This window comes from Bacillus changyiensis, from assembly GCF_027706145.1.
In the GTDB taxonomy this organism is placed as follows: domain Bacteria; phylum Bacillota; class Bacilli; order Bacillales; family Bacillaceae; genus Bacillus; species Bacillus changyiensis.
Genome location: NZ_JAQFWW010000001.1, coordinates 254,303 through 271,922, shown reverse-complemented (window position 1 = coordinate 271,922; position 17,620 = coordinate 254,303). Strand labels below are relative to the sequence as shown.

At 38.3% G+C, this 17,620-nt stretch carries 19 protein-coding genes and 2 pseudogenes; 8 read left to right on the top strand and 13 right to left on the bottom strand.

The window, feature by feature from the left end:
* Positions 1-117: 117 nt before the first annotated feature.
* A complete protein-coding gene (locus tag PDT38_RS01495) occupies positions 118-1,476 on the top strand; it encodes an MATE family efflux transporter (RefSeq protein WP_270798503.1) in 1,359 nt (452 codons plus the stop codon).
* 118 nt (positions 1,477-1,594) lie between these two features.
* On the opposite strand, the gene bshB2 is transcribed toward PDT38_RS01495, so the two are convergent.
* Genes bshB2 through rarD form a run of 4 tightly spaced genes read right to left on the bottom strand, consistent with a single transcriptional unit; the run spans position 1,595 to position 3,874 of the window.
* Entirely contained in the window at positions 1,595-2,260 is a 666-nt protein-coding gene (gene bshB2 / locus PDT38_RS01490; protein WP_270798501.1) for a bacillithiol biosynthesis deacetylase BshB2, read from the bottom strand.
* Between the two features lie 16 nt (positions 2,261-2,276).
* Entirely contained in the window at positions 2,277-2,627 is a 351-nt protein-coding gene (locus PDT38_RS01485) for a YojF family protein (RefSeq protein WP_270798500.1), read from the bottom strand.
* A gap of 1 nt (position 2,628) precedes the next feature.
* Complete coding sequence (locus PDT38_RS01480) at positions 2,629-2,904, bottom strand: hypothetical protein (protein WP_270798499.1); 276 nt, start codon at positions 2,902-2,904, stop codon at positions 2,629-2,631.
* 43 nt (positions 2,905-2,947) lie between these two features.
* Entirely contained in the window at positions 2,948-3,874 is a 927-nt protein-coding gene (gene rarD / locus PDT38_RS01475; RefSeq protein ID WP_270798498.1) for an EamA family transporter RarD, read from the bottom strand.
* A gap of 89 nt (positions 3,875-3,963) precedes the next feature.
* Here rarD and PDT38_RS01470 point away from each other — a divergent pair, with 89 nt between their 5' ends.
* Together PDT38_RS01470 and PDT38_RS01465 are read left to right on the top strand one after the other, a co-directional pair.
* Positions 3,964-4,431 (top strand): spore gernimation protein GerT, encoded by a 468-nt coding sequence (locus PDT38_RS01470; RefSeq protein WP_270798497.1) that lies wholly within the window; start codon positions 3,964-3,966, stop codon positions 4,429-4,431.
* A gap of 170 nt (positions 4,432-4,601) precedes the next feature.
* Positions 4,602-5,300, top strand: coding sequence for an expansin EXLX1 family cellulose-binding protein (locus tag PDT38_RS01465; protein WP_270798496.1), 699 nt, complete (start codon positions 4,602-4,604; stop codon positions 5,298-5,300).
* A gap of 41 nt (positions 5,301-5,341) precedes the next feature.
* Here PDT38_RS01465 and PDT38_RS01460 read toward each other — a convergent pair whose 3' ends face one another.
* Both PDT38_RS01460 and PDT38_RS01455 read right to left on the bottom strand, forming a co-directional pair.
* Entirely contained in the window at positions 5,342-5,590 is a 249-nt protein-coding gene (locus PDT38_RS01460; RefSeq protein WP_270798495.1) for a hypothetical protein, read from the bottom strand.
* 96 nt (positions 5,591-5,686) lie between these two features.
* The gene (locus PDT38_RS01455) at positions 5,687-6,004 is read right to left on the bottom strand and encodes a winged helix-turn-helix transcriptional regulator (protein ID WP_270798492.1); all 318 of its coding nucleotides are present in this window, start codon (positions 6,002-6,004) and stop codon (positions 5,687-5,689) included.
* 134 nt (positions 6,005-6,138) lie between these two features.
* Between PDT38_RS01455 and PDT38_RS01450 the strand changes: the two genes are divergently transcribed.
* On the top strand, positions 6,139-6,750 hold the full coding sequence (locus tag PDT38_RS01450) for a nitroreductase family protein (protein WP_270798490.1): 612 nt from the start codon (positions 6,139-6,141) through the stop codon (positions 6,748-6,750).
* Positions 6,751-6,879: 129 nt separating this feature from the next.
* Positions 6,880-8,115 (top strand): MFS transporter, encoded by a 1,236-nt coding sequence (locus tag PDT38_RS01445; protein WP_270798488.1) that lies wholly within the window; start codon positions 6,880-6,882, stop codon positions 8,113-8,115.
* A gap of 303 nt (positions 8,116-8,418) precedes the next feature.
* Here PDT38_RS01445 and PDT38_RS01440 read toward each other — a convergent pair whose 3' ends face one another.
* On the bottom strand, positions 8,419-9,816 hold the full coding sequence (locus PDT38_RS01440; RefSeq protein WP_270798487.1) for a S41 family peptidase: 1,398 nt from the start codon (positions 9,814-9,816) through the stop codon (positions 8,419-8,421).
* Positions 9,817-9,951: 135 nt separating this feature from the next.
* Here PDT38_RS01440 and PDT38_RS01435 point away from each other — a divergent pair, with 135 nt between their 5' ends.
* Positions 9,952-10,662: a class I SAM-dependent methyltransferase gene (locus PDT38_RS01435; protein ID WP_270798485.1), complete on the top strand. Its 711-nt coding sequence runs from the start codon at positions 9,952-9,954 to the stop codon at positions 10,660-10,662.
* Positions 10,663-10,753: 91 nt separating this feature from the next.
* Positions 10,754-11,005 (top strand): hypothetical protein, encoded by a 252-nt coding sequence (locus tag PDT38_RS01430; RefSeq protein WP_270798484.1) that lies wholly within the window; start codon positions 10,754-10,756, stop codon positions 11,003-11,005.
* A gap of 41 nt (positions 11,006-11,046) precedes the next feature.
* On the opposite strand, the pseudogene PDT38_RS01425 reads toward PDT38_RS01430, so the two are convergent.
* The 4 genes and pseudogenes from PDT38_RS01425 to sigX all read right to left on the bottom strand — a co-directional run.
* Positions 11,047-11,636 (bottom strand): annotated as a pseudogene (locus PDT38_RS01425) (M15 family metallopeptidase); the annotation flags it as partial.
* A gap of 64 nt (positions 11,637-11,700) precedes the next feature.
* A pseudogene (locus PDT38_RS01420) lies at positions 11,701-12,147 on the bottom strand (M23 family metallopeptidase); the annotation flags it as partial.
* A 203-nt stretch (positions 12,148-12,350) separates the two neighbouring features.
* On the bottom strand, positions 12,351-13,463 hold the full coding sequence (locus tag PDT38_RS01415) for an RsiX protein (RefSeq protein WP_270798483.1): 1,113 nt from the start codon (positions 13,461-13,463) through the stop codon (positions 12,351-12,353).
* Complete coding sequence (gene sigX, locus PDT38_RS01410; protein WP_270798482.1) at positions 13,399-13,983, bottom strand: RNA polymerase sigma factor SigX; 585 nt, start codon at positions 13,981-13,983, stop codon at positions 13,399-13,401. Before sigX ends, PDT38_RS01415 begins: the two co-directional genes overlap by 65 nt.
* Positions 13,984-14,781: 798 nt before the next feature.
* Between sigX and PDT38_RS01405 the strand changes: the two genes are divergently transcribed.
* Positions 14,782-14,928, top strand: a complete 147-nt coding sequence (locus PDT38_RS01405; RefSeq protein WP_270798481.1) for a hypothetical protein — start codon at positions 14,782-14,784, stop codon at positions 14,926-14,928.
* Between the two features lie 108 nt (positions 14,929-15,036).
* Here PDT38_RS01405 and PDT38_RS01400 read toward each other — a convergent pair whose 3' ends face one another.
* Both PDT38_RS01400 and PDT38_RS01395 read right to left on the bottom strand, forming a co-directional pair.
* Entirely contained in the window at positions 15,037-16,818 is a 1,782-nt protein-coding gene (locus PDT38_RS01400; RefSeq protein ID WP_270798480.1) for an ATP-binding protein, read from the bottom strand.
* Complete coding sequence (locus PDT38_RS01395; protein WP_270798479.1) at positions 16,815-17,537, bottom strand: response regulator transcription factor; 723 nt, start codon at positions 17,535-17,537, stop codon at positions 16,815-16,817. Before PDT38_RS01395 ends, PDT38_RS01400 begins: the two co-directional genes overlap by 4 nt.
* Positions 17,538-17,620: the final 83 nt, after the last annotated feature.

Here is a 17,620-nt window from a genome sequence, read left to right as displayed (position 1 = left end):
TCTGTTTTTGACGAGTTCTTCAAGAATAAAGGCTAATGATCGAGCAAGCGATCATTGCATTTTCCAAATAACGTGTTATAATTTCTCTCGTTATCCAAAAGAAATGGGGAACGCATAATGAGAGAAACAAAACATTTGAGTGAAAAAACAAAACAATTTTTAATGATCCTTATTCCGATATTGATTACACAAGTGGGATTGTCCTTTATTGCGTTTCTTGACACGGTGATGTCAGGCAAAGTCAGTGCCGCTGATCTCGCAGGCGTTGCAATCGGAGCGAGTTTGTGGACACCTGTTTATACTGGGCTTGCAGGGATATTAACGGCTGTTACGCCTGTTGTTGCCCAGCTGATGGGAGCACAACGGAAAGAGGCTGTTCCCTATACTGTGATGCAATCGATTTATGTCGCAGCGATTCTCAGCTTGTTTGTCATGATTTTAGGGTTTTTTTTAATTGATCCAATTTTGGATAAACTCCAGCTTGAACATCAAGTATATCTCATTTCACGGCAATATTTATCATATTTAGGATTAGGGATTTTACCGCTGTTTGTATATAACGTTGTGCGCTGTTTTATTGATTCACTGGGAAGGACGAGGGTGACAATGATGATTACCTTATGTTCTTTACCAATTAATTTTGTCTTAAATAGTTTATTTATCTTTGGATATTTTGGTTTTCCTAAATTGGGGGGAGCCGGAGCGGGCTTAGCATCTGCATTGACGTATTGGTGCATTTGTTTGCTTTCATTGTTCATTATTCATAAGAAAGTTCCCTTTTATGAGTTTAGGATCTTTGGGACGTTCCATTCATTCTCATTTTCAGAAAGTCTAAAACTATTGAAACTTGGGCTTCCCATCGGCTTTGCAATCTTTTTTGAGACGAGCATCTTTGCAGCAGTCACTTTGCTGATGAGCCACTTTGACACAGTGACGATTGCTTCACATCAGGCGGCAATGAACTTCGCTACACTGCTGTATATGCTTCCACTTAGTATCTCGATGACATTAACGATTGTTGTAGGTTTTGAAGCAGGAGCAGAACGGTTTAAAGACGCTAAAACATATAGTTACCTTGGGATCTCAATCGCAGTTGGATTTTCATTATTGACTGCTCTTATTATTATATTGTTTAGACAACAAATTGCCGGAATGTATGCTGCGGACGACAATGTGTTACTTTTAACAAAGCGCTTTTTACTATATGCATTGTTTTTCCAACTTTCAGACGCAATCGCAGCACCAATTCAAGGTGCGCTAAGAGGATATAAAGATGTCAATTATACACTTATTACAGCCTTAGTTTCTTATTGGATCATCGGGCTTCCTGTTGGGATTTTAATTGCCACGCATACTTCTTTAGGAGCGTATGGCTACTGGATAGGATTAATTGCAGGACTTGCTGCTGGTGCAGTTGGACTTTTCTTCAGACTCAAATCCATTCAAAACCGGTTTATACAAAAGCATAGTATGTAAAAAGGGCTGTCCAGTGGACGCCCTTTTTACATTTAACAAACACTGATGTATCAGCAATTTTGAAACAAATTTTTTACCATTTTGCACTTTTTGGATAGCTTTTTTTTTGATGAAATAACTAATCATTCCACTTGTAAGTCCAAAAAAATTCCTTTTCAAACCACCTTTGTGCAACCGGATGGCCGTTTGCTTTCTTTCTCTCGAGTTCTTTAAATAGAGCTTCTGTTTGAGATTTATGCGCTTTTAAAGCGTTCATTTTAATATTGGCAACTTCTTTTACATCAACAACAACATCAGGTTTGCCCAATACTTCTTCCCGATGATGAGTGATCGCCATACATAATGTTCTTGGCCGATCTTCTTTCTGTTTACGAGCTAATGCACGGATCACTGCTGCCCCACAAGCATCATGATCAGGGTGAACCCCGTGACCAGGATAAAAAGTGACGATCAGACTTGGATTGACATCGTCAATAACAGCTTCTATCTTGTCTGCTAATCGTTCTTCATCTTCGAATTCAAGGGTTTTATCACGAAAACCGAGCATTCGTAAATTTTGGATATCCAATTCTCTACAAGCATTGATCAATTCTTGCTTTCTGAGGAGAGGAAGGGTTTCCCGATTAGCAAAAAGCGGATCACCCATGTTTCTGCCCATCTCTCCTAGAGTTAGACAAGCATATGTAACAGGTATCCCTTCTTTGCGGTTTAAAGCCATTAAGCCCCCTGCTCCGAATGATTCATCATCAGGGTGCGGTAAAATAACGAGTAAATGTTTTTTCATTGATAACACCTTCTTTTTAGACTGTAAATGGCTCTTTGCTTATTTGAAATGAAATGGCTAATTTGCCCTCTGGTAAATGACCGGCGAGAAGCAATCTGCCTTCTTGATCGATGGTGTAGTCAGTTAGACCCTCTGCGTATATCCATCCATCTTCTGTTTTTAGACCGGCACGGAAAGGTCCGTCCCCTGTGATTTTTGCACTGGTACAGAGAACCTTTGCATTTCGGATAAACGCTACTACTGTCATACTCTGTTCATTTTTATGTGCGGAATATGATCCGGTCGTTGTCTCCAGATGGATATAAACAGGTTGTTGCAAAAATGATTCCAAAGATGCCTGCACATCTTTTTTATTTATTTCTTTCATGTTATTCCCTGCTTTCTGCATTGATTAAGACATGTAGACGTTCTGTATGTAGTTCAATCAGCTTTAGTTTTACATCTTGTTCCAGCGTGGAATTCGTAATTCGCCGAATGGATTGAAAATATTTTTCAAACCTTGTTTTTCTAAGCCTTGGATGGGTTCTAAGATCATTCAGTTCATCATCAATCAACTGAATGAGTGACCGTTCTGATCTTTCAATTATCGTTCGGTTTTTCCAAAGGCTCAAGTAAACTTGAATAAGCTGTGGTTCTTCTACCATAACTGATCAACCTCCAAGTCTCATTATACATGATCTTTGTTGATTATGAATGATGTGCGTTTTTCCTTTTTAACAACAGCTTTGTTCGTTTGTTCCAATTGAATTGTGAAAAAGTAAACAATATTAGCGCTGCCCAGATGCATGAAAAAGTAAATGCTTTTCCACTATTAAAAGGTTCATGATAGACGAAAACCCCTAAACATAAAGTTATGGTTGGTGCAATATACTGTAAGATTCCAATTTGATACAGCGGAAGCTTTTTAGCTCCTTCTGAAAATAAAAGTAGCGGAATGGCTGTTAAAACACCGGCCAAAAATAGGAGTAGCCAAATTTTCGGATCAGAGGAAGCGGCTGAATACCATGAATGACTATAAAACAACAAAAAGAATAGGGCAACTGGTGTGATCATAATCGTCTCAAGAGTAAGCCCAATGGCACTTGTCAATGTTGTTCTTTTTTTCACCAATCCGTAGAGGCCAAAGGTAAAAGCCAGTATAAGCGCAATATACGGAACAGAACCATATTGAAAGGCTGATATCAACACACCGATCGCTGCAATTAAAACAGCTCCAGTCTGCATTCGTGATAGCCGCTCTTTCAAAAAAACAATCCCAAGCACGATAGAAACGAGTGGATTAATATAATAACCTAAGCTTGCTTCAAGAATATGACCATGACCTACAGCCCATATGTATACAAACCAATTGATTGAAATTAAAATAGTGGAACAAAGCAATGAAACAAGTGCTTTTTTGTTTCCTAAAAGCGACTTCAAGGCTTTCATGCCAACCTGCCACTGCTTCAAAAACAACAATACTCCACACATAAACACACACGACCAAACAATACGGTGAGCCAATATATCAAGTGCGGCGATTTGATCGAGCATTTTCCAATAAAGAGGAAACAATCCCCATAATAAATACGCAAGTGCAGCGCAAAAAACCCCTTTAATATCTACATGATTCATAAGTTCATTTTTCCTTTCTTGTTGATGACTTCACCCATTCCTTTTGACAAACATATACTAAAATTGGTTATGTGAAAGGAAGTGTGATCGTGTTTGATTGGCAACGTTTTTTTCCGTTTCAGCAGTTTTCTAAAAACGGCTTTAGAAACACCGATCCGAAAGATGTTGAACAGTATATCCATCAAGTGATGACAAGTGTCTTTGGACCTAGGTACGAAGATCAATTTCCTTTTCGTGATCCTCTTTCAAAAGAAACATCTTTTACAGAAGAAACACCTGTGAAAGAAACGGATCCATTTGATATTTTCGAAACCGTAAGTCATATTTTTGTTAAAATTCCACTTACAAGAGAACAACTTGATCTGATAAAAATTAAACATACTTCACAAGCCTTAATATTAGAAAACTATCCCGAAGAAGAGCAACAAAAAAAAATTGTTCTCCCCTCACTTGTACGCAGAAAAGGTACAAAAGCCGTTTTTAAAGACGACATTTTAGAGGTGATGTTTTTAAAAAATGAAGACTTTAACCTTTCTGAAATTGAGATTTCATATTGAAGTTGAGGCCTTGCTTTGAAGGAGCGGGCTACTCTTTTTTACTATGATCACCTCCCCTGTCATTTATCAGTGAATCTGCTTCTATATACCCCATCAATCTATCGATCTATTTCCTCTTTTAACAGCTATAAGATTATCATTATAATAGTCTTGTTATTGAGGAGGTTTATATGAGAAAAAAGATTAATATAGGTTTTATTTTTATAGTGCTGATAATGTTTTGCAGTGTCCCACAAACTTCAGCTGCATACAATGATTGGCACAACGGCTATGCGACTTATACTGGTTCAGGCTACTCGGGTGGAGCTTTCTTACTTGATCCTATTCCTTCCAATATGGAAATTACGGCTATCAATCCGAGAGATCTGAATTACGGCGGTGTTAACTCAGCTCTAGCAGGGGCTTATCTTCAAGTCGAGGGTCCCCGCGGAAAGACGATCGTTTATGTAACTGACCTTTATCCTGAAGGCCATTCTGGAGCACTTGACCTTTCCACAAATGCTTTTCGAAAAATTGGCAATATGAAAGACGGAATAATCAATATAAAATGGAAAATTGTCAAAGCCCCGATTACTGGGAGTCTTACATATCGAATCAAAGAAGGCTCTAGCAGATGGTGGGCAGCGATCCAAGTCAGAAATCATAAGTATCCGGTTATGAAAATGGAATACAACCAAGATGGAAAATGGATCAAAATGGAAAAAACGAGGTACAATCATTTTGTCGGCACACATTTAGGGACTCGTTCTCTTAAAGTCAGAATCACAGATATCCGCGGAAAGGTTGTCAGAGATATAATCCCAAAACTCCCTAAATACGGTACATCTCAAGCATATACAGTGCGAGGACGCACACAATTTCCTGATTAAAGACGGCGGTTTAAAACCGCCGTTTTTCCATATTAATCATCTTATCTATATCCATATCCTCCATATGGACCACCTGCATAAGGTCCTGGTCCACCATAAAACGGTGCCATTCCATATCCTCCATAAGGCCGAGGGTAAGCGTATGGTCGAGGGTAATTAAAAAGCGCACTACCAAGAAATCCACCCAACAATCCGCCAACTAATGGCGCTCCAAAACCCCAAAAAAATGGTGATCTTGCTGGATAACCAGCAGGAGCTGACCTTGAATATCCATAAAAATGAGGGTTCATTTCTTTTATCCTCCTTTATGTTTGCCTACAATAAGGTATTCATAAAGTCGGGAAACGTTTGGGCTAACCTTGTTCATTGCCACATGGTTACCTGTTTCAATGTTCAACAACACAATACCGTTCTGCCCAGTATTGTATCTCCTGCAAAACGGGTTGTAAAGCTGTTCCTTTTTTCGTTAATTGATAAATCACTTTAACTGGTGTTTCTGGAAGAACTTGTCGTTCGATGATTTCATTCTGTTCAAGTTCTTTCAACCGTTCAGCTAACATTTTTTGGCTGATCATTGGAATCATCTCATTCAAATCTTTAAATCGTTTAGGTCCGTCAAATAAAACATGAATAATCAGTCCATTCCATCGCTTGCCAAGTAAAGAAAAGGCAACCTCCATTTTAGGACACATTGTAAATCCCATTCTTTCACCTCTTCATCTTCCAGTTGACAAATTAAAATAGAGACATTACAATACTCATTACAGTTACAAAAAGTAAGTTTCTAACTTTTTGTTCGACTATATTATAACACGTTTATCAACAAGGGGGAAGTTACATGACAAACAGCACATTGAAGATATTAGAAGAACGAACATCGATTAAAGAGTATGACACTAGTGTATCAATTCCAAAGGAAGAGTTAACAGAGCTACTTCACATTACGACAAAGTCTCCGTCTGCTTGGAACTTACAACACTGGCATTTTACCGTGTTTCACAGCCAAGAATCAAAGGAACGTTTACTTCCAATTGCATACAACCAAAAACAGGTTTCGCAAGCATCTGCTGTTATCGCTGTATTAGGAGACCTAGAGGCAAACAAAAACGGTGAAGCTGTTTATGAACCTTTAGCAGAAACTGGTTATATGACTGAGGAAATCAAAAATACGCTTTTGGAACAAATCAATGGGGCTTATCAAAACAGTCAATTCGCTAGAGATGCCGCATTTTCTAATGCATCGCTTGCGGCCATGCAGCTCATGATCGCTGCTAAAGCAAAAGGTTATGATACCTGTGCAATGGGTGGATTTGACCATGAAGCGTTTGTTAAAGAATTTAAAATTGATAAACGCTATATACCGGTGATGCTGATTTCGATCGGAAAGCCTGTAAAACCGGCTCATAAAAGCAGTCGTTTTGCTGTATCTGAGGTATCAACTTGGCTGTAGACATTTCATCAATCAACCTTAGTCTTAAATAGGCTAAGGTTTTTTTATGCGTTTCTTGAACTAGTTTTGGATATGTTATAGGATTTGGTTTACAATGAAAATTATGTCAAGAAAGGAGTGTGAATAAAAATGTTTAAAACATATCAAGACATTTTTAAAATTCAAGGTTTTCCATATGTTTTTTGCGGCCTGCTGTTTTCCAGGTTGGGCGGATGGATGTGGGGATCAGGGCTGATTCTGTTCGTTTTGTATGTATTTGACTCGCCTTTATTATCAGGAACCGCTGTTATTTTCGGTACAGTTCCCAGCATTTTATTTTCCCCTTTCGCAGGGACAATGATTGACCGCTATCATATAAAAAAAGTGATTGTATCGAGTCAATTTTTTGCAGTCATCATCATGCTGTTCATTCCCTTCTTGTTTTCTATCAATCTTTTATCTTTTCAGCTTTTTTTGGTATTGATTACTTTTATCAGTCTGATGCGTCCCTTCGCCAATATCGCTTTTCGCTATCTTTTGCCTCAAATCGTCTCTGAGAAGAACTGGGATCAAGTAAATGCGCTGGACGGAATCACCCAGGAGCTCTCAGTCATACTCGGTCCGGCTGTTGTCGGTATTCTAATCAGTCTATTTGATGCAAATACAGCGATCATTGGGATAGCACTTTGCTGGGCTGTTGGTGGAGCAAGTGTGTTTTTTGTGAAGACACTGGAAAAACCTAGCGACAAAAAATCACATAGCAATCTATTGTCTGAGTCATGGCTGGGATTAAAATATCTCTGGAAAAACCCAGTTTTGCGAGGGCTTTCACTTTGCATGCCGTTTTACACCATGACGTTTGGCGTCTTAAATGTCGGCTTGCCGATTCTTGTAGAAGAAAGATTATTATGGGAGAAAGCTGCGGTTGGAATATTTTGGTCGTTCCTTGGTACAGCATCTTTATTATCAAATATTTATTTCGGGCGTTTTAATACAGAAGGAAAAGAACGAAATAATTTGGCTTTAGGTATGTTTATCAGTTTAATCGGATTTGCGTTTGTGGCATTTTCGGGAAATATTTTCATCATACTATGCGGCCTCCTTTTGATTGGGAGTGTTCAAGGTCTTGTTGATATTAATCTTTTATCCCTCAGACAAAGAAGCACAGATACCAATTGGTATGGACGGATTTTTTCCATGTTAGGTATGATGCTTGGATTTGGAACTCCCATCGGCTCAAGCCTAGCCGGATTCGCTCTTACATATTCACTAACTTTTACCTTGTTAATTCCCGTTTTCACTGGTCTCTTCGCAGTGCTGATATGCATGATATCCATTCCTAGACAAACGGCTAAACAAAAAGACGTATATGATACACAATCATAGTTAAGCAAACAGTCTACATGGCTCTAAATGCTTTAGAGTCCACCACTATTCACCATGTACTAACGGACAATCAGTCGTTTCGTTTCTCAGCAAAAAGGGCCTAGGCAGCTCTTGAGCTTTTTCTTTAAAACTTCTTTGGCGGCTTTTACGTTTTTTTCCTACGGCTGCTGACTGTCGGTGTCTAAACTTACTTTTTCCTTTCTTAGCTAAAGTTCCAACTCCACCACCAACTGGCTTGTTAAACAGAAAAAGGGCGTTCCAATAGTCAAAAAGTCGACTTCTTGGACAGCCCTGAGTGTTTTATCATTTTTCCTTTTTGAGAACCTCAATCGCTTTCTCTAATTGAGTATCATTTTTAGACAGCTTCTCTTGGAGTTTTACCGTCATGGAAGCTGTTGTTTCTCCTGTTATCACTCCGGTCAGTTTGAGTTTTTGAGCTTTTTGAAAGGCTTTGACAGCCGTTTCTGTCTGTTCATCAAATGATCCGGTCGTTTTCAGTTGGAAACCGAGCGCTTGCAGCATCTGCTGTGCGACTTTCACTTCATCTCCTACACTGCCTGCCTTATACTCTTTTTTTGGATTAAGGAACGGCAACTTAGCATAGCTTGGAAGTTCGGCCTTGTATTGAGGATTAATCCCTTTTTCATGAATCCAGTTTCCGTTCGGTGTCAACCATTTAGCAATTGTCAGTTTTACAGTGGAACCGTCATTAAAGTTTTCTGCATTTTGAACAGTTCCTTTTCCAAACGTTTTCTCTCCAACAATCGGAATGTCTGAAGATTGGTGCAGTGCAGCTGCCATAATTTCGGCTGCGCTCGCTGTTCCACCGTTGACCAGAACAACGGTCGGTTTGTCCACTTGACGTTCATTCTTAGCCTTGTATATTTTTTTATCACCGTTTTTTGATTCAACCTGCAAAATCGTTTTGCCTTTATCAACGAATAGATTGGTCATGACAATCGCCTGATCCATTAAACCTCCAGGATTGCCTCTAAGGTCTAGTACAAACCTTTTGGCCCCTTTTTCATTTAAATGGTCAATTGCCTTTGCCAATTCTTGCGGTGTATTTTCAGAAAAAGTTGTGATTTGGATTTTGCCTATGTTGTCATCCAGCATTTTCGAATAAACTGTTTCAATAGGAATTGTATCCCGCTTAATCGTGACATCAATTTGACCAACACCAGCTCTATGCAAAACAAGCTTGACATTAGTACCTTTTTTTCCACGAATCATTGTCACTGTTTCATTAATTGTTTTTCCTTTTACACTTTTACCGTTCACTTTCTGAATTTCATCATGTGGTTTTAAACCAGCTTTTTCCGCAGGTGACCCTTTAATAGGTGCCGCAATCAAAATTTGTCCATTTTTCTCTTCTACTTGTGCACCAATTCCTTCAAACGAAGAAGTAATACTTTCTTCAAAACGTTTCGCTTCTTTCTTGTCCATGTATGTAGAATATGGATCATCAAGAGCTTCGAGCATTCCTTTAATTGCTCCATCCGTTAATTTTTCATCGTCTGCCTTTTGATAATAATCACTCTTAATTTTGTCATATGTCGCCATCAGCTTTTCAAATTTTTCATCGTCTGATGATGAATTGATCGACATGATATTGCCTTTACCTGAAATGTAAAGGGTGATTCCTGATGTTGCAATGGCTGTGACGAGTACAATTAATAAGAGTTTTAACTGTTGTTTCAAACGAACACCACCTTTTCTTCTTACCATATTATCATGGACGAAACTTTATTCGTCAACTCGAATCCCTTGAAATTCTTGTTTTGCCAAAACGATTTGGTTATTTTTGCATATGTATACAAAAAAGGAGGGCTTATTTTGAGCGATTATTTAGACATGTTAGCTTGTTTCGGTGTGTCTGGTGCTCATCCAGGTGGCATAACATTGACAAAAGCCGTACTTGCTAAAGCCGATATCGAGCCAGAAGCACCGATTCTTGACGCTGGCTGTGGAACCGGGCAGACTGCAACATATTTAGGGCATCTGCTGTTTCCTGTAACAGCTCTTGATTCAGACGAGGTCATGATCGATAAAGCCAAAAAACGATTTGCAAGAGAAAGATTGACCATCCCCATCGTTCACTCTCACATTGAGAAAACACCTTTTCAATCTGAGAGCTTTGCTTGTGTACTGTCGGAATCAGTGTTAAGCTTCACAGATCTTCATTTATCACTACCGGAAATTCGTCGTATTTTAAAGCCCGACGGCAAGCTGGTAGGCATAGAAGTTTCTCTTGCAGACACCAGTCTCACAGAAGAAGAAAAAAAGGAAATTATTACTTTTTATGGATTCACAGCTTTGAATGATCAAGATGGCTGGATACACACCCTGCGTAAAGGTGGTTTCTCACAGATTGAAATCATTGGAGCAGTTATAAAAGAAGAAGCTAATCATGAGGAGACGTTCACAGAAATGGATCTATCTCCTTTCATCTCTGAAAAAGCCTATCAAACAATGGAGACACATCAGCAACTCCATAGTAAATATCAAGATTTTTTAAAACCCATTATTTTTGTGTGCCAACCATAAATCATCATTTAACCTCCTTCTTTCGTCCAACCTTTTCTTTCTATTCCGTCATATGCTGATTAGGAATATACGAGATGGAAGGAGTGTTCGTGTGGATCGTTACTATAGAATGTGTCACCAAAATATAGGAAAAGTTGCGAGAATAAGAGACAAACGAGGCCGCGACCATGTCGGCAAAATTGTCCGAGTCTCACCAAACACCGTTTATATTGCTCCGCCAAGAAGAGGTCCCGGCGGCTTCGGCTATGGTTTTTATGGAGGCTGGTGGGGATGGGGTCCCGCTTATGGTGTTGGTCTCGGTTTAATTGCTGGCATTGCCATTGGAAGCTTGTTTTGGTGGTAATGGAAAGGGCCAATCTTCATTGGCCCTTCCCGTATTTCAAATTATATGTTTTTCACTTTCCTGAAGTATTCTTCAAGCGTCAGACCGTGTTTTTTGATGATTTTTGCTACTTTTTTGCCAATATAACGTAAATGCCATGGTTCATATTTATATTGTGTAAGCTTTTCTTTGTTTTTCGGAAAGCGGATCACATATCCATATTGAAAAGCATGCTCTTGAACCCATTTTCCTTCTTTTGCTTCAGCGAACTCCTGAGAAAGAACAGAGCCTGAACCTTTTTTAGAGATGTCAATCGCCAACCTTGTCTGATGTTCACTTTGGCCTTAGAAAAGCTACAGCTTCTTTTGCTTTTTCTTTCCCTTTTTGATTCACTTCTAGTTGATAGAGCGTTTTTTGTCGGTCAAACGATCTATAACCTGATACTGCAACAAGATAAAGACCTTGTTCTTTCGCCGCTTCTTTCCTGATATAACGCTTATCAATATCTTCTGTAAAAGAAAACACAACATCAGGTACTGTCAAATCAGACGGTTTGTAGTTTCTTGGAAGAACGTAAGTTTCAATAACAAGTGGCTAATATATTTTCGGGATTTTGAATCGTCGGAAGTCCACCAACTTCTTTTATTTGATTAGAATTTGGTTCAGCACAAATTCTTGATCTAGACTATACTTGTCACCATATCAATTTATTGCGCACTCCCTTTATATACATGGACAGAATTTGGTTGGAATGCTTGTTCATGAATAACTTTCAGTGGGTTTATTGCATTTTGTTTATTCTCTGTCCATACTCCATGATGAACTTCAAAATGAAGATGCGTTCCTGTTGATATACCTGTGTTACCAATGATTCCGATTGAATCACCTTTTTTCACAAGGTCATTTGCTTTTACATATCGTTTACTTAAATGAGCATATACTGTTTCATACCCATTGGAATGCCTAATAAAAATGACCTGACCGTAAGAAGCTGAAACATACGATTTACTGACTCTTCCATCAGCGGCAGCTACAATACTCTCCCCTTCAGGAGCAGCTATATCAAGCCCCTTATGTTTTCCACCTCTTGTTCCAAATGTATCGGTAATTTTTCCTTTAATCGGTTCAATCCAGTTTGTACTGAAGGTAGCTTTAGAAGCCATGGCTGGACAACTGGAAGTAAAAGTGAATAAGAATATACTGATGATGAATAACAGGAAGTTCAGATGTCTAAACGTTTTCAAAGTTCATGTCCTCCTATTATGTTAAGCTCCCGTCAATCTTACATAACAGTTTAGTATACTCTCTAAAAAAGAACATTTTATACATTTTATCCAATAAAAAAAGACTCCAGTAAACAGAGTCTTCATCCTTTTATCATGATTGGGTTTGGAGCATATGGAACAGGAACAGACTTTGATAAGTCATAATGTCCGATCCGGGTGATATTTGTATTTATAAATTGCACTTTTGCAAACCCGAAATCTTTCGCCGTCATAAGTAAACCCTCAATCATTAAAATGGTTTGAACATCATTGTGAAGGTCTCCAGAAAATTGCAGAGTCAGCTTGTTTCCTTTTTTGTCGATTTCTTGAATTTTCTGGTTATCAGATATAATTGATTTTAAATAAGAGCTGTTTGCGTCGCTTTGCATCTTTTGGATTGCTTCTTCTATATTATGATATGGCTCACTTGAAGGTGCAAGAAACTGTCTTCCTTCAGAACTTTCATACAAAAAATAACCTTTTTTAGAATGCTGCTCAATTGGGATTTCAACAAGTACTCCTGAAGAACTAAATACGACACCAGGTTCACCGTTTGAAACAAACTGGACAGATTCGTACGCTCCCCATTTGAACGCGTCATTAATCATTTCCTTTACCAGTTCTAATTCATTAACTGAAATATCTGGAACATCGTCATTCACTTGAATCGTCATTTTTTTAGCTTGTTTTTGTTCAGTGAATTTAATATGTTGGAAATATGTATCTATTGATTCAAAATGATCATCTTCAAACCGCCTAAATGCATTGTAAGCTTCTTTGACATTTGTGATCGTGTCATTTTTTCGAATGCTTACAGGTACAATCACTGATTTAGAATGATTAATAAATGCGAGGGTAACATAATCATCTTTTTGGTTATTGGAGACGACAAAGCTTTTTTCGTTTTTCGGTTGATCAGAACTCACTTTCGAATGACCATGTTTAGCTTCATTGATTTTGCCTTCAGATAGATCATGAGCTCCTCCATTTTGAGAGCTATTTTGTTCTACTAATTGAGGAGTAATTAGCATAAGAAGGAAGAGAACTAAAACTGTCGCAGTAAATGCCCCTATCCGCTTTTTAGAGGATTTATGTTGCGGTTTTGCCATCCAAAGCTTTTGATATATCTGGTTTGCTGAACGATCATCCTTAACCATTGGAAGTTGGTTTAGTAATACCTTCAGCCGCTCTTCGTCCCACTCTGACTTCTTCATGTTTTTGTTCCTCCTTCAAAAGCTCCATCTGTTTACGAAGCACTTTTAGGCCACGATGTTGTGTTGTTTTCACTTTACTTTCAGAAAAATGTAATGCCTTTGCTGTTTCAGAAATTGAGTAACCTTGAATAAACCTCAAGATGATGACAGCTCTTTGGTCTAGTGTGCATTTATCAAGCGCCGTAAAAATCTCTTGAAGATTTTCATGTTGCATGACAACTTCTTCAGGAAGTGGCTGGTGATCTTTTACGTCTTGTTTTTCCCAGTCAAACGTTCCTAAAATTCGTTGCCGGATTGTCTGCTGCTTTCTGAACCAGTCAATTGCCACATGACGAGCTATCGAAAGAAGCCATGTTTTTTCACTGCTTCTTCCTTCAAATGTTTGATAGGAATGTAACACACGAATGTACACTTCTTGTACCAAATCTTCTGCCTGACTTTTGTCTTTTACCATATAAAATAAAAACTGAAACAAGTCTTGATGATATTGATCATATATTTTCTGAAAGGTTTCCTCCATCTGAAACCCCTCCGTTCAATTTTATTGTCGTTTGTCAATCTTAAAAAGTTACATTACAACTATTACAACTATATTACAAACAGATGAAAATAGAAAGGGGGTGGTTTAAAAATTAAGCTTAATTTAATCGTATGTTCCTTAAGCATAACTGTTATGTCAATCAATTTAAAACCATACACACTCTTATTTCAATAACCATATATTCACTTTTTTGCATTAAGAATTCAATTAGACTTACGTCTATTTCATGATATTGTTGGGAGTGATGTAGGCATTAAAATGATAACAACATGTAGTTTATTAGGTAGGGATATTTGATATAAAAGGGGTACCTAAATGCAACTTCTCAACAAAATGGGTTGGTAACAATCTTGTATTTTCATTGTTTTTTGCTACTTTAGTCAGTTCTGGCTAGAGCTATTACAGCAAGCAATCCAATCAGGTACAGTGATTTTCATGACGGTTCGGATTACTCTACATTCTTCTAACGGACGTCTTTGGATTGTCTGGATCCGTCCGAAAGCATTATAGGAGCAATGTATGTGCTGATTCTTACCAGATCTGGATTCATTATCACCCAACTTACAGAGCTGGATTAAAATGATACAATTTCACTTCTTTAGCCATCTCATTACAGTGGTTTGCAGAATATAGCAGGAATTGAATGACAACCTATATGTTTTTCAGATTCATTCTTCAACTCCTTTAGGAAGCTTATGGACGGCCTATCACCTTCCATCTGGCGTGCCTTGTGAACTCTCGTTTTTTCGCCCTGCAAGGGGAGGATCGCTTTTACGTATGGACATTGTGCCAGGTACGGGAGCGTTGTTTGTGATCTTTTTTAAGTTAATGATTGTAGGTCTGAATACTTGTAGCTATCACTCGCCGACATACTATTCAGGTGGCGCAAGACTATGGGAGACGATCAAAATGTTTCATTTCTAAATGAAACAACGGTATATAAAAAAATCCACGGGGCATAAACCCTTTTCGTGGATTTTTTAGTGTCTGTCGGGTACTCACCTTTTGTTTCGTATGGAACAAGATTGTTCGTCAATTATGGTCAGTATCTTTCTTTTTTCTCGGAATGTAGAACGTAAAAGATGTACCTTCATTTAACCTGCTATGAACTGTGATTGAACCGTGATGAGCATCGACAATGTTTTTAACGATGGCAAGTCCCAGACCTGTCCCACCTTTTCCTCTAGTTCTCGCTTTATCTGCTTTATAAAAGCGTTCAAAAATAAATGGTAGATCTTCTTCAGGAATTCCGCTTCCTGAGTCTTTTACAGCAACTTTCAAACCGCTTGCTGCAGACTGAACTTCAATATGGACATGACCTTCCCGATCAGTATGACGAATGGCGTTATCAATTAGATTGGTCAGCACTTGTTCCATTTTATCAGGATCAAACACAAATACTGTCTCATTTAAGTCAAGATTATGGGTGAGGTTGATGTCTTTATCACCGGCTAAACCCGAAAACTTACGAAATATTCTTTCGAAAAACTCACGGAGTTCAACTGTTTCAACATTTAAGGAAATGTGTCCAGCTTCCATTCTCGCAAGGTCAAGTAAATCGTTGACTAATCTGCCCATTCGTAAAGATTCATCATAAATCACCTGGGCGATTTCTTTTTTCTCTTCTTCGGAACTAGCAATGTCATCGACGATTGCCTCACTATAACCTTGGAGCATTGAAATTGGTGTTCTCAGTTCATGACTGACATTAGCAATGAAATCTTTTTTCAACTTGTCAAGCCGTCTTTCTTCTGTCATGTCTCTTAGGACAGCAACTGCCCCACGAACATCTGATTGGTTATAAAGAGGACTCATTAACAACACCCATGTTCTCCCCTGTAACGTCATTTCGATCAACTGTTCTTTTTCTGTATCAACAGTATCTCGAAAAAGCTTGCGTGCTTCAGGAGGCAATTCATTTCCTTCTTGGACATTCATATTCTGCTCATAGTACCAGCTTTGTAAAAAACGCTCAGCCGGAGGGTTTGTGACAAGTATTGTTCCATCAATATTGATGGTGATCACACCATCAGCCATACTGCTTAAAATATTTGATAAGTGTTCTTTTTCCTGATTTAAAGCGGTAATATGAAATTTCAGTTGACGACCCATTTGATTAAATGCAATCGCTAGTTCACCAATTTCATCCCTTGTTAGGATTGGAATTTTCGTATCAAATTTACCTTTAGCTAAACGGTGTGCCCCTTCTCTCATTTTTCTGAGCGGATATGTTACTCTGCTAGACAAGAAAAAAGCGAATATTGTTGTTAAAATGATTGCAACAGCAGCAGCTAAGAGAATATACCTTGTCGTATGCTGTGTCGTATCCTTAACAGCAAGAAGAGACTGTGAAAGAAAAACCATCCCTTTGTTTTTACCGCTCCCATATGGAACACCGACAATTAGCTGATCATTTTTTCGGTTTTTTAACAACACCCTTTTTTGCACCTTTTCATGCTTAGTTAGCGCTTGACTTAAATCAGGGTCCTGCTTGATTTCCTTTAGATGAATGGAAGACGGCTTTTGATCTTGGTCAGGTGAATACCAGTATTGATTCTCGTCTTTCACGATGAGAATGCTTGTCAGTTCATCCGCAAGCTCCCAGGTAATCGATCTGGCGATTTTTTGTTCCGGATGATTTTCAATAATAACAGCCACTTTGTTAGCAAGTTTTGTCAGTTCTGTTTCCGCTTCATCAACATGATAATTTTCGATAAACTCAAGTAAAAAAACAGTTAGAATAAATAAAACAAATGAAACTAAAAGAAGAATGGTAAACCAAAGTTTACCAACCACACTCTTCCAAAACATCATTCGTTTCCGACCTCAAATTTATAACCGACTCCCCAGACTGTCACAATTTTTTTCGCTGCTTTAGGTGAGACTTTGTTAAGTTTCTCACGCAACCGTTTAACATGAGTATCAACCGTTCTTAAATCTCCGAAGAACTCATATTGCCAAACTTCTTTCAGTAGCTTTTCACGATCATAGACTTTATCAGGAGTTTTTGCCAAAAAATAAAGTAATTCATATTCTTTCGGTGTTAGGCTCACTTCACTCCCATCTGCCATCACGCGATGCGCATCATGATCAATTGATAAATGAGAAAAAACAAGTACATTTTTTGCAGTCGTATCTGTATTCAGATAAGAGGTTTGCGATGATCTTCTCAGAAGCGCTTTAACCCTCAGTACCACTTCTCGTGGACTAAAAGGTTTTACAATGTAATCATCTGTTCCGACCTCAAACCCTTGCACTCGATTGGCTTCCTCACCTTTTGCTGTTAGCATAATAATCGGAATTGCTTTTTTTTCACGAATTTGTCTGCACACTTCAATACCGTCTGTTCCTGGCATCATCAAATCGAGCAAAATCAAATCGTAATGATTGCCAAGTGCTTTGTCGATTGCTTCATCCCCGTTCTCAGCTTCTTCAATGATATAATGTTCTCTTTCTAAATACATTTTTAACAGGCGCCTAATTCTTGCCTCATCATCTACTACTAATATTTTGGTCTCTTTTGTTTGTTCCATCGTAATCCTCCTGATTTGAATCTTCTTACACTCATTTTATTAAAAAAGCTTTTATAATCCAAGCGACGTTTCTTATTTCAAAT

Bases quoted from the DNA above. Each gene is read 5' to 3' on its own strand.
- PDT38_RS01495 (WP_270798503.1), top strand. From the start codon at position 118: ATGAGAGAAACAAAACATTTGAGTGAAAAAACAAAACAATTTTTAATG.
- bshB2 (WP_270798501.1), bottom strand. From the start codon at position 2,260: ATGAAAAAACATTTACTCGTTATTTTACCGCACCCTGATGATGAATCA.
- PDT38_RS01485 (WP_270798500.1), bottom strand. From the start codon at position 2,627: ATGAAAGAAATAAATAAAAAAGATGTGCAGGCATCTTTGGAATCATTT.
- PDT38_RS01480 (WP_270798499.1), bottom strand. From the start codon at position 2,904: ATGGTAGAAGAACCACAGCTTATTCAAGTTTACTTGAGCCTTTGGAAA.
- rarD (WP_270798498.1), bottom strand. From the start codon at position 3,874: ATGAATCATGTAGATATTAAAGGGGTTTTTTGCGCTGCACTTGCGTAT.
- PDT38_RS01465 (WP_270798496.1), top strand. From the start codon at position 4,602: ATGAGAAAAAAGATTAATATAGGTTTTATTTTTATAGTGCTGATAATG.
- PDT38_RS01460 (WP_270798495.1), bottom strand. From the start codon at position 5,590: ATGAACCCTCATTTTTATGGATATTCAAGGTCAGCTCCTGCTGGTTAT.
- PDT38_RS01455 (WP_270798492.1), bottom strand. From the start codon at position 6,004: ATGGGATTTACAATGTGTCCTAAAATGGAGGTTGCCTTTTCTTTACTT.
- PDT38_RS01450 (WP_270798490.1), top strand. From the start codon at position 6,139: ATGACAAACAGCACATTGAAGATATTAGAAGAACGAACATCGATTAAA.
- PDT38_RS01445 (WP_270798488.1), top strand. From the start codon at position 6,880: ATGTTTAAAACATATCAAGACATTTTTAAAATTCAAGGTTTTCCATAT.
- PDT38_RS01415 (WP_270798483.1), bottom strand. From the start codon at position 13,463: ATGAAGAAGTCAGAGTGGGACGAAGAGCGGCTGAAGGTATTACTAAAC.
- sigX (WP_270798482.1), bottom strand. From the start codon at position 13,983: ATGGAGGAAACCTTTCAGAAAATATATGATCAATATCATCAAGACTTG.
- PDT38_RS01405 (WP_270798481.1), top strand. From the start codon at position 14,782: ATGGACATTGTGCCAGGTACGGGAGCGTTGTTTGTGATCTTTTTTAAG.
- PDT38_RS01400 (WP_270798480.1), bottom strand. From the start codon at position 16,818: ATGATGTTTTGGAAGAGTGTGGTTGGTAAACTTTGGTTTACCATTCTT.
- PDT38_RS01395 (WP_270798479.1), bottom strand. From the start codon at position 17,537: ATGGAACAAACAAAAGAGACCAAAATATTAGTAGTAGATGATGAGGCA.